This window comes from Micromonospora sp. A3M-1-15 (assembly GCF_024213425.1).
GTDB lineage: Bacteria > Actinomycetota > Actinomycetes > Mycobacteriales > Micromonosporaceae > Micromonospora > Micromonospora chersina.
In genome coordinates, this window is the sequence record NZ_JANAVK010000008.1 from 108,774 (window position 1) to 122,686 (window position 13,913).

13 protein-coding genes are annotated in these 13,913 nt (G+C 73.9%); 11 read left to right on the forward strand and 2 right to left on the reverse strand.

Annotation, left to right across the window (positions count from 1 at the left end; genetic code table 11):
• Positions 1 to 41: 41 nt before the first annotated feature.
• Positions 42 to 1,304 (reverse strand): glycosyltransferase family 4 protein, encoded by a 1,263-nt coding sequence (locus NLX85_RS30765; RefSeq protein ID WP_254341115.1) that lies wholly within the window; start codon positions 1,302 to 1,304, stop codon positions 42 to 44.
• 24 nt (positions 1,305 to 1,328) lie between these two features.
• Here NLX85_RS30765 and NLX85_RS30770 point away from each other — a divergent pair, with 24 nt between their 5' ends.
• The 6 genes from NLX85_RS30770 (at position 1,329) to NLX85_RS30795 (ending at position 8,049) form a co-directional block, all read left to right on the forward strand.
• A complete protein-coding gene (locus NLX85_RS30770) occupies positions 1,329 to 2,189 on the forward strand; it encodes an Fpg/Nei family DNA glycosylase (protein ID WP_254341116.1) in 861 nt (286 codons plus the stop codon).
• 325 nt (positions 2,190 to 2,514) lie between these two features.
• Positions 2,515 to 4,023 (forward strand): sugar transferase, encoded by a 1,509-nt coding sequence (locus NLX85_RS30775; RefSeq protein WP_254341404.1) that lies wholly within the window; start codon positions 2,515 to 2,517, stop codon positions 4,021 to 4,023.
• 36 nt (positions 4,024 to 4,059) lie between these two features.
• Complete coding sequence (locus tag NLX85_RS30780; protein WP_254341117.1) at positions 4,060 to 5,262, forward strand: ROK family transcriptional regulator; 1,203 nt, start codon at positions 4,060 to 4,062, stop codon at positions 5,260 to 5,262.
• Between the two features lie 58 nt (positions 5,263 to 5,320).
• Positions 5,321 to 6,544 (forward strand): sensor histidine kinase, encoded by a 1,224-nt coding sequence (locus NLX85_RS30785; protein ID WP_254341118.1) that lies wholly within the window; start codon positions 5,321 to 5,323, stop codon positions 6,542 to 6,544.
• On the forward strand, positions 6,541 to 7,305 hold the full coding sequence (locus NLX85_RS30790) for a LytTR family DNA-binding domain-containing protein (RefSeq protein WP_091316510.1): 765 nt from the start codon (positions 6,541 to 6,543) through the stop codon (positions 7,303 to 7,305). Before NLX85_RS30785 ends, NLX85_RS30790 begins: the two co-directional genes overlap by 4 nt.
• Positions 7,306 to 7,386: 81 nt before the next feature.
• Positions 7,387 to 8,049 (forward strand): DUF5701 family protein, encoded by a 663-nt coding sequence (locus NLX85_RS30795; protein WP_254341119.1) that lies wholly within the window; start codon positions 7,387 to 7,389, stop codon positions 8,047 to 8,049.
• Between the two features lie 40 nt (positions 8,050 to 8,089).
• On the opposite strand, the gene NLX85_RS30800 is transcribed toward NLX85_RS30795, so the two are convergent.
• The gene (locus tag NLX85_RS30800) at positions 8,090 to 8,638 is read right to left on the reverse strand and encodes a Uma2 family endonuclease (RefSeq protein ID WP_254341120.1); all 549 of its coding nucleotides are present in this window, start codon (positions 8,636 to 8,638) and stop codon (positions 8,090 to 8,092) included.
• A gap of 169 nt (positions 8,639 to 8,807) precedes the next feature.
• Here NLX85_RS30800 and NLX85_RS30805 point away from each other — a divergent pair, with 169 nt between their 5' ends.
• The 5 genes from NLX85_RS30805 to NLX85_RS30825 all read left to right on the forward strand — a co-directional run bounded on the left by NLX85_RS30805 (position 8,808) and on the right by NLX85_RS30825 (position 13,911).
• Complete coding sequence (locus NLX85_RS30805; RefSeq protein ID WP_254341121.1) at positions 8,808 to 9,251, forward strand: hypothetical protein; 444 nt, start codon at positions 8,808 to 8,810, stop codon at positions 9,249 to 9,251.
• Positions 9,251 to 10,891 carry a cation acetate symporter gene (locus NLX85_RS30810; protein ID WP_254341122.1) on the forward strand — a complete coding sequence of 547 codons (1,641 nt, stop codon included), beginning with the start codon at positions 9,251 to 9,253 and terminating at the stop codon, positions 10,889 to 10,891. Before NLX85_RS30805 ends, NLX85_RS30810 begins: the two co-directional genes overlap by 1 nt.
• An 85-nt stretch (positions 10,892 to 10,976) precedes the next feature.
• Positions 10,977 to 11,741 carry an ABC transporter ATP-binding protein gene (locus NLX85_RS30815; RefSeq protein ID WP_254341123.1) on the forward strand — a complete coding sequence of 255 codons (765 nt, stop codon included), beginning with the start codon at positions 10,977 to 10,979 and terminating at the stop codon, positions 11,739 to 11,741.
• The gene (locus NLX85_RS30820) at positions 11,726 to 13,423 is read left to right on the forward strand and encodes an ABC transporter permease (RefSeq protein ID WP_254341124.1); all 1,698 of its coding nucleotides are present in this window, start codon (positions 11,726 to 11,728) and stop codon (positions 13,421 to 13,423) included. Before NLX85_RS30815 ends, NLX85_RS30820 begins: the two co-directional genes overlap by 16 nt.
• Positions 13,423 to 13,911 (forward strand): SRPBCC family protein, encoded by a 489-nt coding sequence (locus NLX85_RS30825; RefSeq protein ID WP_254341125.1) that lies wholly within the window; start codon positions 13,423 to 13,425, stop codon positions 13,909 to 13,911. The genes NLX85_RS30820 and NLX85_RS30825 overlap by 1 nt, the downstream gene beginning before the upstream one ends.
• Positions 13,912 to 13,913: the final 2 nt, after the last annotated feature.

Here is a 13,913-nt window from a genome sequence, read left to right on the forward strand (position 1 = left end):
CCGCGCGCCCCACCTCGTCGCCTGAAGGCGCAGGGCCGGGGTCAGCGGCGGGTGCGGGCGACGTCGGCGTAGATGTCGATGAGGCGCTTTGTCACCACGTCGGGGTGGAAGGTGCGCTCGTAGCGGGTGCGGGCCGCGGGGGCGAGTGTCGCCGCGCCGGCCCGGGCCACCGGGAGGGCCGCGGCCAGCGCCTCCGGGTCGGGCGCCACCACCCAGCCGGCCTCGCCGCGCTGAACCCCCCGCGGCAGGGAGACGTGCCCGTCGCCGGGCGCCGCGGTGGCTACCTCGGCCGGGCCGGTGCCGGCGGGCTCCCGGGGATCGTCGGCGCCGACCAGGTACGGGATGCCGCCCAGGGCGGTGCCGAGCACCGGCCGGCCGCTGGCCAGCGCCTCGATGATCACGGTGGGCAGCACGTCGTGCCAGGTGGAGGTCGCCAGCACCACGGCGCTGTCGGCCAGCGCGGCGCGCACGCCGGGCCGGTCGAGCTGGCCCAGGTAGACCACGTCGGGCCGCTCGGCGGCGGCCGCCTCGGCCAGCGGCCGCAGCTCGCCGTCACCGGCGATCCGCAGCGGGCCCAGCGAGCCCACCGGGTGCCGCCGCCACGCCGTCAGCAGCAGGTCGAGCCCCTTCTCCGGGCTCAGCCGGCCCATGAAGAGGAACCCGTCACCGGGCGGCGCCGGGGTCCCCGGGTCGGGCACCGCGTTGGGCTTGACCACGATCCGCTCGTCCGGGATGCCGTAGTCCCGCAGGTGGTCGGCGACCGCCGTGGTGAGCGCGATGTACCGGTCCACGGACTTCCAGGTCGGGCGGTGCACGGCGAGCGTGGTGGCCATCAGCGCGCTCTGCGCCCGGGAGCCCCGGTAGCAGCGGTGCACGATCGCCGGCACGCCCAGCGCCCGGCCCCGGCAGTCCTGGCAGATCATCCCGTCCCGGAAGTAGAGCCCGGAGGAACAGACCTGGCGGTAGTTGTGCACCGTCTGCACTACCGGCACCCCACGCTTGTGCGCGGTCCGCACCACCCACGGCGAGAGCAAAGGGTACGGGTTGTGCAGGTGCAGCACGTCCGGCCGGTGCTCGGCGAGCAGGCGGTCCAGGTCGTGCTGGGCCTTCGGGGCCCAGATCGGCGAGATCGGCAGCAGCGCCTTGGCCGGCTTCGACATCGCGGGGATCTCGTCGGAGCTGCGCAGGAACGGCAGCACCTCCACCCCGGCCGCGGTGAGCTGGGCGATCTCCGCGTCGACGATGGTGTTCTCGCCGGAGGGCTGGGCTTCCCGGTACCGGTTGTGCGCCACCACGATTCTCACGGGAAAGAAGGCTACCTTTGTACGGTGCCTGAACTACCGGAGGTGGAAGCGCTCGCCGGCTACCTGCGCGAGCGGGCGGTCGGCCGCCGCGTCGAGCGGGTCGAGGTGGCCGCGATCAGCGCGCTGAAGACGTACGACCCGCCGCCGAGCGCGGTCGCCGGCCGGACGGTCACCGGCGCGGGCCGGCACGGGAAGTTCCTCGACGTCCGGTTCGACGAGGGCCTGCACCTGGTGGTGCACCTGGCCCGGGCGGGCTGGCTGCACTACCGGGAGGCGTTCCCGTCGGCCGCCCCACTGCGCCCCGGCAAGGGTCCGATCGCCCTTCGGGTCCGCCTCGACGACGGCTCCGGCTTCGACCTGACCGAGGCGGGCACGCAGAAGAAGCTGGCCGCGTACCTGGTGACCGACCCGGCCATGGTGCCCGGGGTGGGGAAGCTGGGCCCGGACGCCCTGGAGGCCGACCTGGCCACCTTCGCCAGCCGGCTGCGCAGCCGCCGGGGGCAGGTCAAGGGGGTGCTGACCGACCAGTCGGTGCTGGCCGGGATCGGCAACGCCTACTCCGACGAGATCCTGCACGCGGCGAAGCTCTCCCCGTTCGCGATCACCGACCGGCTGACCGACGACCAGCTCGCCACGTTGCACGCGGCGACGCGCGCGGTGCTCGGCGACGCGGTCCGGCGCTCGATGGGGCAGCGGGCCGCGGAGCTCAAGGGTGAGAAGCGCTCCGGGCTCAAGGTGCACGCCCGGAAGGGGCTGCCGTGCCCGGTCTGTGGCGACCTGGTGCGGGAGGTGTCGTTCGCCGATTCGAGCCTCCAGTACTGCCCCACCTGTCAGACCGGCGGCAAGCCGCTGGCTGACCGACGGTTGTCCCGCCTCGTACGGTGAGTAACCGCACTCCGCGATTACGGAGAGGAATCGTCCCGGGATCGTGGAAGGTCCCACTCCGCACCTCTACCGGGGCCGCCATCCATCGGTATAGTGGCTCGGTCCCCGGCTTCACAACCGACTCGAAGCCGGCCAGATCCTCGCGAGCATCGTCGGACGGCTTCTCCCTCTGGGGGCGGTCCGGGCCGGGCCCGCGTGGGAGACTGGGACGGTGGGCGACCCGGGCCCTCACGGCGAGTGAGGGCGCGCGTCATGCGGGAGGACACTGGTTGAGGTGACGACAAGCCTCCAGCGCCCGGTAACCAACACAGGCCGGAGCAAGAGCGTGCGGCACGTCGACAGCTTCGAGATCCAGCCGCCGACTCCGCCGTCGCACAACGGCGTACCCCGGTTGGCGTGGGCCCGTGCCCGGCGCCGGGTGTCCCGCTGGCATCGCCCCTACATCGCCATCCTGCTGCTGCTCGACTTCGGCGCGGCGGCGCTGGCCAGCCTGCTGGCAATCCAGATCTTCGAGCAGGCCGACTCGGGCTTCCGGCACGCGCCCCAGTCGTGGTTCTACACGGTCGCGTTCGTGCTGCTGCCGCTCGGCTGGCTGCTCATCCTGTGGGGCAACCGGGCCTACGACCGGCGCTACCTCGGCCTCGGGCCGGACGAGTTCAAGCGGGTGACCCGGGCCGGCGTGGCGGTCGCCGCCACCGTCTCCTTCATCGCGTTCGCGACGAAGACCTACTCGCTGTCCCGGTGGACGGTCGGCTTCGCGCTGCTCGGGGCGATGCTGTTGATCCTGCTCGGCCGGATGATCGCCCGGGCCACGCTGCACGCGCTCCGCCGCCGGGTCGGCCAGGCCGGGCACCGGATGGTGCTGGTCGGCACCCTGCCGGAGTGCCTGGAGGTCTTCACCGCGGTCACCCGCAACCCGGGAGCCGGCCTGGTCCCGGTGGCCATCCACCTCACCGACGGGTACGCCGCCGCCCGGGGCATCGAGACGCCGGTGCCGGTCTACGCCGGCCGGGACGTGCTCGCGCTCGTGCGGGAGGTCGGCGGGGACACCATCGCGGTCTGCGGCTCGGCCAGCGCCGAGCCGGGCGAGCTGCGCCGGATGGCCTGGCAGCTGGAGGGCTCCGGCGTCGACCTGGTGGTCGCTCCCCAGCTCACCGACATCGCGGGCCCCCGGGTGCACATCCGCCCCATCGAGGGCCTGCCGCTGCTGCACGTCGAGGAGCCGACCCTGTCCGGGCCGGCCCTGCTCGCCAAGAGCCTGATGGACCGGGTCGGCGCCGGGCTGGGCCTGCTGCTGCTGGCCCCGCTCTTCGCCGCGGTCGCCATCGCCATCCGGATCTCCGACCGCGGGCCGGTCTTCTTCCGGCAGCCCCGGGTCGGGCACGAGGGCCGGACCTTCCGGGTCTGGAAGTTCCGCACCATGTACGTCGACGCCGAGGAGCGGCTGGCCGGCCTGGTCGACCAGAACGAGACCGACGGCATGCTGTTCAAGATGAAGCAGGATCCCCGGGTCTTCCCGGTGGGCCGCTTCCTGCGCGCCTCCTCGCTGGACGAGCTGCCCCAGCTCATCAACGTGCTCTGGGGCGAGATGTCGCTGGTCGGCCCGCGCCCGCTCCCCGCCGACGACGGCGACTTCCTGGGCGACGTCCGGCGCCGGCTGCTGGTCCGCCCGGGCATGACCGGGCTGTGGCAGGTTTCCGGCCGCTCCGACCTCTCCTGGGACGAGGCGGTCCGGCTCGACCTCTACTACGTCGACAACTGGTCGCTGGCGTACGACCTGAGCATCCTGTGGCGGACCGTCGGGGTGGTGCTCGCCCGCAAGGGCGCCTACTAGGCGGACCGGCCGGAGCGACCGACGCGGGAGGTCACGTTGCTCCAGGAGGAGATCCGCCGGCGCAACCTCGGCACCCTGCTCCGGCACGTCCATCTCGACGGTTCGGTCTCCCGGGCGGCGCTGGCCGAGCGGATGGGCCTGAACCGCAGCACGATCATGGCCCTGACCCTGGAGCTCACCGCCGCGGGACTGGTCCGCGAGGAGGCGCCGACGGACACCGGCCGGACCGGCCGGCCGTCGCTGGTCGTGCGACCGGAGACCACCGGGGTGTACGTGCTGGCGTTCGACGTCGCCGTGGACTGGCTGACCGCCGCGCGCGTCGGGCTGGGCGGCGTCATCCTGGACCGCCGGTGGGCGGCCCGCCCCCGCGCCGGCGCCGACCTCGACCGGGTGGTCGAGGTCCTCGCCGGGTTCGGCCGCCAACTGCACGAGGCGGCGCCGCCGGAGGCGGTGTGTGTCGGGCTCGGCGCGTCGTACTGCGGCATGATCCGGCCGGGCGACGGGATGGTCCGGTTCGGTCCGGACATGGGATGGGTGGACCAGGCGTTCGGTCCGGAACTCGGCCGCCGGCTGGGCCTGGCCCGGCCGGTGCCGGTGGGCAACGAGGCCCATCTCGGGGCGCTCGCCGAGCAGCGACGCGGCGCGGGCCTCGGCTTCCAGAACATGATCTACCTACATGGCGATGTCGGCGTGGGAGGCGGGATCATCGTCGGCGGCAAGCTGCTCGACGGTGACGGCGGCTACGCCTGCGAGCTGGGGCACATGGTGGTCAACCCGCATCACGGGCGGCCCTGCGGGTGCGGCTCCCACGGCTGCCTGGAGGCGGAGGTCGGCGAGCGGGCCCTGCTCGACGCCGCCGGGCGGCCCGCCGACCTGTTCGGCCGCGACGCCCTGCGGGAGGTGGTGTCCGACGCCGGCCGCGGCGATCCGGCAGCTCGCGAGGCGCTGCACCGCATCGGTGACTGGCTCGGAGTCGGCGTGGCCAATCTGATCAACCTCTTCAACCCGGGCATCGTGATCTTCGGCGGAATGCTGCGCGACGTCTACCCCGGCGCGGCGGACCAGGTCCGTACCCGCATCGCCGACAACGTGCTGCCCGTGGCGAAGGAGCGGGTACGGCTGGGCACCTCGGCGCTCGGCGACGACGCCACCCTGGTCGGTGCCGCCGAGCTGGGCTTCGTGGAGCTGCTGGCGGACCCGCTGGGCGGTGTCGTCCCGGCGCTGCCACCCCGCCGCTAGGCGACCGGCGGACGACGCCGGGTTGGCGTAGCGGGCGGCACCGGCCAGGATCTGTGTCGTGGGTGGCAACCTCTCGGCCGTGTTCGGCGTCGTCTCGCTGGTCACCGCGCTGGCCGCGGCGCTCTGGGCGGTGCTGCGGCTGCGCGCCCGCCGGGGCATCGCCACGGCCACCCAGCGGGCCACGTACGAGGTGCTGCACACCGCCGGGCTCGCCGCCGAGCCGCTGCGGGGCGGCCTGAGCGCGGCGGGCGCGGCGAAGGCCGTACGCCATCTGCGGGCACTGGTGGGTGCGGCCGGGCTGGCCCTCACGGACCGGGAGGTCCTGCTCGCCCTCGACGGGCAGGGCGCGCACCACGGCGACCAGCTGCTCGCGGCGGCCCGGAAGGCCGTCGGCGTCGGGCGCTCGACCGTGCTGCGCGAGTCGGAGCTGCACTGCGACCTGGTCGACTGCCCGGTCCGGGGCGCCGTGGTGGCCCCGCTGAGCGCCGACGGCCGGGTGGTCGGGGCGCTGGTGGCGGTGGCCGACGAGCAGCCGGCCCCGGGCCTCGTGCAGGCGACCCTGGAGACCGCGCACTGGGCCGGCGACCAGCTCGCCCTGGCCGAGCTGGACTCCTCCCGGGAGCGCCTGGCCCGGGCCGAGGTACGCGCGCTGCGCGCCCAGATCAGCCCGCACTTCATCTACAACGCGCTGACCGCGATCGGCTCGTTCGTCCGGACCGACCCGGAGCGGGCCCGCGAGCTGATCCTGGAGTTCGCCGAGTTCACGCGGTACTCGTTCCGGGCGCACGGGGAGTTCACCACGCTCGCCGAGGAGCTGCGCTCGATCGACCGCTACCTGACCATCGAGCGGGCCCGCTTCGGCGAGCGGCTCCAGGTGCGCCTGCAGATCGCGCCGGAGGTGCTGCCGGTGACCCTGCCGTTCCTCTGCCTCCAGCCGTTGGTGGAGAACGCGGTCCGCCACGGGTTGTCCCGCAAGCCGGGCACCGGCATGGTGAGCATCGAGGCCCGGGACGCGGGCGCCGAGTGCCACATCACGGTGGAGGACGACGGGGTGGGGATGGATCCGACGACGCTGACCGCCGGCATGGCCGAGGTCTCCGGCGCCGGCAGCGACCCGGCCGACGACCCGGGCCAGCACGTCGGCCTCTCGAACGTCGACGAGCGGCTCCGGTCGGCCTTCGGGGACCGCTTCGGCCTGGTCGTCGAGACCGGCCTGGGCTCGGGTACGAAGGTCAGCATGCGGGTGCCGAAGTTCCACCCCGGGGTACGGGCGACGTCATGAACGCGGCGACCGGGTTTCTCCGCGTGCTGGCGGTCGACGACGAGCCGCCGGCGCTGGACGAGCTGGCGTACCACCTGCGGGCCGATCCCCGGGTGGCCCGGCTGGACACCGCCGGCGACGCTACCGAGGCGCTGCGGGTGCTGCGCGACAGCGACGTGGACGTGGTCTTCCTGGACATCCGGATGCCCGGTCTGGACGGCATGGAGCTGGCCCGGGTGCTCCGCCGGTTCGCCCGGCCGCCGGCGATCGTCTTCGTGACGGCGTACGACGACGGCGCGGTGGACGCCTTCGACCTGGGCGCCACGGACTACGTGCGCAAGCCGGTCCGCGCCGAGCGGCTGGCCGAGTCGCTGCGCCGGGTGATCGGCGCGCGGGTGGTCCCCTCGCACCCGGCGGCGCTTGCGCGGGCCGAGGAGGACCCGACCATCCCGATCGAGCTGGCCGGCACCACCCGGATGCTGCCCCGCTCGGCGGTGCGCTGGGTGGAGGCGCAGGGCGACTACGCCCGGCTGCACACGTCGGACGGTTCGCACCTGGTCCGGGTCTCGCTGGCCACCCTGGCCGAGCGGTGGGCCGACGCCGGGTTCGTCCGGATCCACCGGTCCTACCTGGTGCAGCTCAAGCTGATCGCCGAGCTGCGGCTGGTCAACTCCGGCTACGTGGTGGTGATCGACGGGACCGAGCTGCCGGTGAGCCGCCGGCACACCCGGGAGCTGAAGGACAAGCTGGTCCGCGCGGCCAAGCAGGACTGGAACCGCTGATCAAGAATTCTTTCCGTCGGACGGGAATACGCGCCCGTTGTCGTACGCTGTACGGGACGCCGTACGACAAGTGGAGGCCGCATGTCCGACAGCCGCTACGACGCCGCGACCGAATTCGACCGTCAACTCGACCGCCTGGTGCTGCTCGGCTACCCCGCCCTGGCCGGGCTGACCGAGCACGCCTTCCGTGACCTGCTCGACCCGCTGCGCGGGGCCGCCGTCGAAGGGACGGCAGAGCTGGCCGCACCCACCGACGGGCGGGTGCCGTTCCTGCTGGTGACCACCCGCGAGCTGGTGCCCGTCCAGGAGCGGATCGCGCTGACCACGCTCGCCGGCAAACGGAAGCCCGGCATCCTCGACCGGAACTTCCCCGCCGACGACCTGCCGACATTCGACCCGATCAAGGAGCTGGAGGTGCCGGCCGGGCCGGCGTACCTGCTCTTCGACGTCGACCGGGGCGAGGAGTACCGGAACCAGCCGCCCTCGACCGCCCTGGCCGACATGACCGAGCGGGGCCGGCTGCCGATCACCATCGACGAGGGCCTCGCCTTCGTCACCCTGCACCCGCCGGCACTGGCCAGCAACCGGTGCTTCTCGCTGGTCGGCTCCCGCTGCGGCGACAAGCGGGTGCCGGCGCTCTGGATCAGCCAGGGCGCGCCGAAGCTGGGCTGGTGCTGGTTCGGCAACCCACACACCTGGCTCGGCTCGGCCACCGCCGACCCGGTACGGGTCGGACTGGAGTGAGGAGGTGTCGGCGCGGTCTCCCAGGGCCGCGCCGACACCATCAGAAGATGTCGCCGACCGGCAGCGCCAGCGGGAAGGGCTCGTCGGTCCGGAGGACGTCGGTCGCGGTGAGCACGGCGGCCTCGCGGTAGGCCCCGCCGACCTGCTCCAGCACGGTCAGGGTCTGCTTGCGCGGCTCGACCAGCCAGTAGCAGGGGATGCCGGCCACCCCATACTCGTGCCGCTTCAGGACCAGGTCACGGCCGGCGTTGCCGGGCGAGACGACCTCGACCACGAGGAGGACGTCGGCCGGGGCCAGCGCGGGGCCGCCCCGGTCGAGGGCGTCCTCCCGGGCCACGAAGAGATCCGGGACGAAGTACGACGAGCGCTTCGCGCTGACGCCGATGTCCTGCCCGACGAGCAGGCCGGGTGGGGCCTGCCGGTCGAGGAGGCGGCGGAGGCGGTTGGCGATCGCGCCGTGGAAGACGTCCGCGTGGGGGGACACGAGCAGGCTCCCGTCGAAGATCTCGTAGTCCTGGCCGTCCTCCGGGAGATCCTGGAGGTCGTCCACCGTCCAGGCGCCGCCGCCGGGACGAGCTGGGCTGGTCACCGTCACACCTCCTCTCTACCGGATCACCCTGGCATCCCGCTCCGTCGTCCACAACGAGGCGGACGTCATCCACCGGGTTGTCCACAGGAGTGAAGCGTTATCCACAAGTTGTGCACAGCTCCCTCCCGGTGCCCTTGACATTCCCGCTGATCAGGCGAGACTGCCGTGGATGACCGGAGCGGAGGAGCGGGACGTTCCGGGGCGGCCCGCGCAGGCGGCTCCGGTGCCCGTTCCGCGCGCCCCGCAGCCGGCCCGGACCCGCGTCGTGCTGGCCGAGGTCTCCCGGCCGGCCAGCCGCGCCGACCGCACCCGCTCCGAGCTGACCCAGCAGACCCGGGTGGGCGAGACGCTGGTGCGGGGCCTCATGCGGGCCCAGCTCTCGCTCGCCCTGCGGCTGAGCCTGCTGGTGCTGATCGGGCTGGGCGGCCTGCCGTGGCTCTTCGCCATCGCGCCGTCGGTCGGCCGGGTCACCCTGCTGGGCGTCAACCTGCCCTGGCTGCTGCTCGGGGTGGTCGCCTTCCCGTTCCTCATCGGGGTCGGCTGGGCGTACGTGCGGCTGGCGGAACGGAACGAGCAGGACTTCACCGACCTGGTCCAGCGGCCGGAGCGCTGATGTCCAACGGCTACGTGGTCCCCGCGATCGTGGCGGTCACCCTGGTCACCGTCGGGATCGGCTTCTACGGGCTGCGGCTGGCCCGGACCACCTCCGACTTCCTGGTCGCCTCCCGCGCGATCAGCCCGACCTGGAACGCCGCCGCCATCGGCGGGGAGTACCTGTCGGCGGCGAGCTTCCTGGGCGTGGCCGGGCTGATCCTCAAGTACGGCGTCGACGTGCTCTGGTACCCGGTCGGCTTCGCCGCCGGCTACCTGGCGCTGCTGCTCTTCGTGGCCGCCCCGCTGCGCCGCTCCGGCGCGTTCACCCTGCCCGACTTCTGCGAGGTGCGGCTCGGCTCGCGGCGGCTGCGGAAGCTGGCCACCGTCTTCGTGATCTTCATCGGCTGGCTCTACCTGGTGCCACAGCTCCAGGGCGCCGGGCTGACCCTGGCCACGGTGGCCGGTTCGCCCTACCCGGTGGGGGCGCTGCTGGTCGCCGTGGTGGTCACCGCGAACGTGGCGCTGGGCGGGATGCGGGCGATCACCTTCGTGCAGGCTTTCCAATACTGGTTGAAGCTCACGGCGCTGGCCGTACCCGCGATCTTCCTGGCGTTGCAGTGGCAGGCCGACGCCCGCCCGGCGGTGACCCCGCCCGACGGGCCGATGTTCCGGACCGCGACCACCGTGGTGGTCGAGCACCGCGCGACGCTCACCCTGCCCGACGGCGACATCCGGGAGGTACGCCCCGGCGACCGTCTCGACTTCGCCGCCGGCGACCCGGTGCCGGAGGTCTCCGGCACGGCCACCGACGCCACCGACTGGCTGCTGCCGGACACGGCCGGCGACGACGACCGGGGCCTGTTCGGGACGTACTCGCTGATCCTGGCCACCTTCCTCGGCACCATGGGCCTGCCACACGTGCTGGTGCGCTTCTACACGAACCCCGACGGCGCCGCCGCCCGGCGCACCACGCTGGTGGTGCTCGCCCTGGTCGGCGTGTTCTACCTGCTGCCCACGATCTACGGCGTGCTGGGCCGGATCTACACGCCGCAACTGCTGGTCACCGGGCAGACCGACGCCGTGGTGGTGCTGCTGCCCGGTGCGACGCTGGGCGACGGCACCACCGGCCGGCTGCTCGCCGCGCTGGTGGCCGCGGGCGCGTTCGCGGCCTTCCTCTCCACCTCGTCCGGCCTGCTCACGAGCGTGGCCGGGGTGATCTCCACGGACGTCCTCGGCCGCGGCTCGGTTCGCGGCTTCCGGCTGGCCACGGTGATCGCCGGCGGGGTGCCGGCGGTGCTCGCGCTCAACGTCTCCGGGCTGGACGTCTCCCAGGTGGTGGGGCTGGCCTTCGCGGTGGCCGCGTCGAGTTTCTGCCCGCTGCTGGTCCTCGGCATCTGGTGGCGCGGCCTGACCGACCTGGGCGCCGCCGCCGGGGTGCTGGTGGGCGGCGGCGCCGCGATCGGCGCGGTGCTGCTCACGGTGCTCGGCCCGCCGCTGTCCGGCTGGCCGGCCACGCTCACCACCCAGCCGGCCGCGTGGACGGTGCCGCTCGCGTTCACCGTGATGGTGGCGGTGTCGATGGCCACCCGTCGGCGGCTGCCCCGGGACGTCGGCGTCACGATGCTCCGCCTGCACACCCCGGAGTCGCTGCGCCTCTAGCGGTCGGCCGTACGGCTCAGGGAGGACGGGAAGATCATCCTTCGGCCGGAGCGACCGCTGGTGGCGGCGGGCTACGGTCGGGGGCATGACCGATCAGCACCCGGCGCTGTCCCTCCGTGGCCTGGCCAAGCGGTTCGACACCAAGGTGGCGGTCGCCGGCGTCGACCTCGACGTGCCGACGGGCTCGTTCTACGGGCTGCTCGGCCCGAACGGGGCCGGCAAGACGACCACCCTCTCCATGGCCGTCGGCCTGCTGCGGCCCGACGCCGGACAGGCCCGGGTCCTCGGGTACGACGTCTGGGCCGACCCGGTGCGCGCCAAGGGGCTGCTCGGCGTGATGCCCGACGGGGTACGCCTCTTCGACCGGCTCAGCGGGGCGGAGCTGCTGGCGTACCAGGGTCTGCTGCGCGGCATGGACCCGGCGGTGGTCGACCAGCGGGCGGCGGAGCTGCTCGACGTGCTGGCGCTCAGCGACGCCGGCCGCACCCTGGTGGTCGACTACTCGGCCGGCATGAAGAAGAAGATCGGCCTGGCCTGCGCGCTGCTGCACGGCCCCCGGCTGCTGGTGCTGGACGAGCCGTTCGAGGCCGTCGACCCGGTGTCCGCGGCGCTGATCCGGGACATCCTGCACCGCTACGTCGTGGGCGGCGGCACGGTGGTCTTCTCCAGCCACGTCATGGAGGTGGTCGAGCGGCTCTGCTCGCACGTGGCGATCCTGGCCGACGGCCGGATCAAGCGGGTCGGCACGCTCACCGAGGTGCGCGGCGACCGGTCGCTGGAGGAGGTCTTCGTCGAGGTGGTCGGCGGGCGTACGGCGACGGGCGAGGAGCTGTCGTGGCTGTCCCGGTGACCGCGGCCGAGCGGCCGGCCCGGGCCGTCTCGCCCCGGCACTTCGTCCGTCTCAAGCTGCGGGTGCTGCGCAACAACTTCCGCGGCCAGGCGTGGCGGATCGCGCTGTTCGTGGGCGGCGTGCTGTTCGGGCTCTGGTTCGCCGCCGGGGGCTTCTTCCTGCTCGCCGCGCCCGGCCTGGCCGGCGAGTCCCGGTACGCGCTGATGACCGCCGCGTTCGGCGGCGGTTTGCTGACCCTCGGCTGGCTGCTGCTGCCGCTGGTCTTCTTCGGCGTGGACGAGACCCTGGACCCGGCCCGGTTCGCGCTGCTCCCGCTCTCCCGCCGCACCCTGGTCACCGGGCTGTTCGCGGCCGCCCTGGTCAGCGTCCCGGTGCTGGCGACCCTGGTCACGGTCGCCGGGCTGGTGGTCACCGCCGGCGCGCTGGGCGGCTGGTTCGCCGCGCTGGTCGCGGTGCTCGGGGTGCTCCTCGGCCTGCTGCTCTGCGTGGCCGCCGCGCGCGCGGTGACCAGCGCCTTCGCCACCATGCTCCGCTCCCGCCGGGTACGCGACCTGGCCGCCGTGCTGCTCGCGGTGCTCGCCGCGCTGCTCGGCCCGTTGCAGCTGCTGGTGCTCGGCGCGGTTCAGCAGGCCGACTGGGACCGGTTGACCGGGGTGGCCCGGGTGGTCGGCTGGACCCCGTTCGGGGCGCCCTGGACGGCCGGCGTCGACGTGGCCGAGGGCCGGGCCTGGGCCGCCGTGCTGAAGCTGCTGATCACCGTGGCGGCGATCGGCGTACTCCTTCTCTGGTGGTCGCGGTCGCTGGAGTCGGCCATGGTGGGCGCGGCGAGCGCCGGGCCGGCCCGGGACCGGCGTGGCGCGGCGGCCGCCGGCGCGGTCGGGCAGCTCTTCCCCCGGGCCGTCGGCTGGGCGCGGCGGGACCGGTTCGGCGCGCTGGTCGCCCGGGAGTGCCGCTACTGGTGGCGGGACGCCCGGCGGCGGGCCAACCTGATCACCGTGGCGGTGGTCGGCATCTTCGTGCCGCTGATGGTCAACCTGGGCGGCTCCCGGTTCGCCACCGAGGGCGGGGCCGCGTTCGGTCAGGCCACCGCCGATGCGTCCCCGGTCGTGGTCAGCCTCTCGATGCTCTTCGTCGGGGTGCTCGCCTCGGTGACCCTGGCCAACCAGTTCGGCTTCGACGGCAGCGCGTACGCGGCCAACGTGGTGGCGGGCGTGCCGGGGCGGGTGGAGCTGCGGGCCCGGATGGTCGCGTTCTCGCTCTACGTGGTGCCGATCCTCGGCACGGTCGCCGTGGTGCTGGCCGTCGTGCTCGGGCGACCCGGCTGGCTGGGCCTGATGGCCGGCGGGCTGTTCGCCGCGTACGGCTGCGGGCTGGCGATCAACGCGACGGTCTCGGTGCTCGGCGGCTACGCGCTGCCGGAGACCAGCAACCCGTTCGCCATGAACACCGGCGCCGGGATCGCGAAGAGCCTGTACGCCCTGGTGTCGATGGTGGCCTCGGCGGTGGCGGGGCTACCCGTGGTGGTGGCCGCCGCGCTGCTCGGCGACGTCTGGCTCTGGCTGGCCCTGCCGGTCGGCCTGGCGTACGGGCTGGGCGCCGCGCTGCTCGGCGCGTACCTGGCCGGGGACGTGCTGGACCACCGGCAGCCGGAGCTGCTGGCCGCCGTCACGCCGAGGCGCTGATGCCGGTCGTCGAGGCGGTGACCACCGTGCCGGTCCCCCCGGAGCTGGCCTTCGCGGTGTCGCAGACCGTGGCGCCGGTCCGCTACCGCTGGGACCCGTTCGTCCGCGAGCAGCACTTCGTCGACGGGGCGACCCGCCCCGGCCGGGGCGTGCGCACCTTCACCCGCTCCCGGCACGGCCTCGTGATGGTCAGCGAATACGTCTCCTGGGCACCGCCGACAAACGTGGGCATGAAGATGGTCCGCGGGCCCTGGTTCTTCGAGCGGTTCGGCGGCGGGTGGCGGTTCGCCCCGGGCCCGGAGCCGGGCACGACCCTGGCCACCTGGCGGTACAACTTCCGGTGCCGGCCGGCGTTCCTGCGCCCGGTCGCCGAGCGGATCGGGGTCTGGCTGCTGCGCCGCGACATCCGCCGCCGGATCGCCGGGTACGCCGCGGGCTGCGCCGACCCCGAGGTGCTGGCCGCCGCCCGCCGCTCCCTCGCCGCGTAGTC

Bases quoted from the DNA above. Each gene is read 5' to 3' on its own strand.
- NLX85_RS30790 (WP_091316510.1), top strand. From the start codon at position 6,541: ATGAACGCGGCGACCGGGTTTCTCCGCGTGCTGGCGGTCGACGACGAG.
- NLX85_RS30795 (WP_254341119.1), top strand. From the start codon at position 7,387: ATGTCCGACAGCCGCTACGACGCCGCGACCGAATTCGACCGTCAACTC.
- NLX85_RS30805 (WP_254341121.1), top strand. From the start codon at position 8,808: ATGACCGGAGCGGAGGAGCGGGACGTTCCGGGGCGGCCCGCGCAGGCG.
- NLX85_RS30810 (WP_254341122.1), top strand. From the start codon at position 9,251: ATGTCCAACGGCTACGTGGTCCCCGCGATCGTGGCGGTCACCCTGGTC.
- NLX85_RS30815 (WP_254341123.1), top strand. From the start codon at position 10,977: ATGACCGATCAGCACCCGGCGCTGTCCCTCCGTGGCCTGGCCAAGCGG.
- NLX85_RS30825 (WP_254341125.1), top strand. From the start codon at position 13,423: ATGCCGGTCGTCGAGGCGGTGACCACCGTGCCGGTCCCCCCGGAGCTG.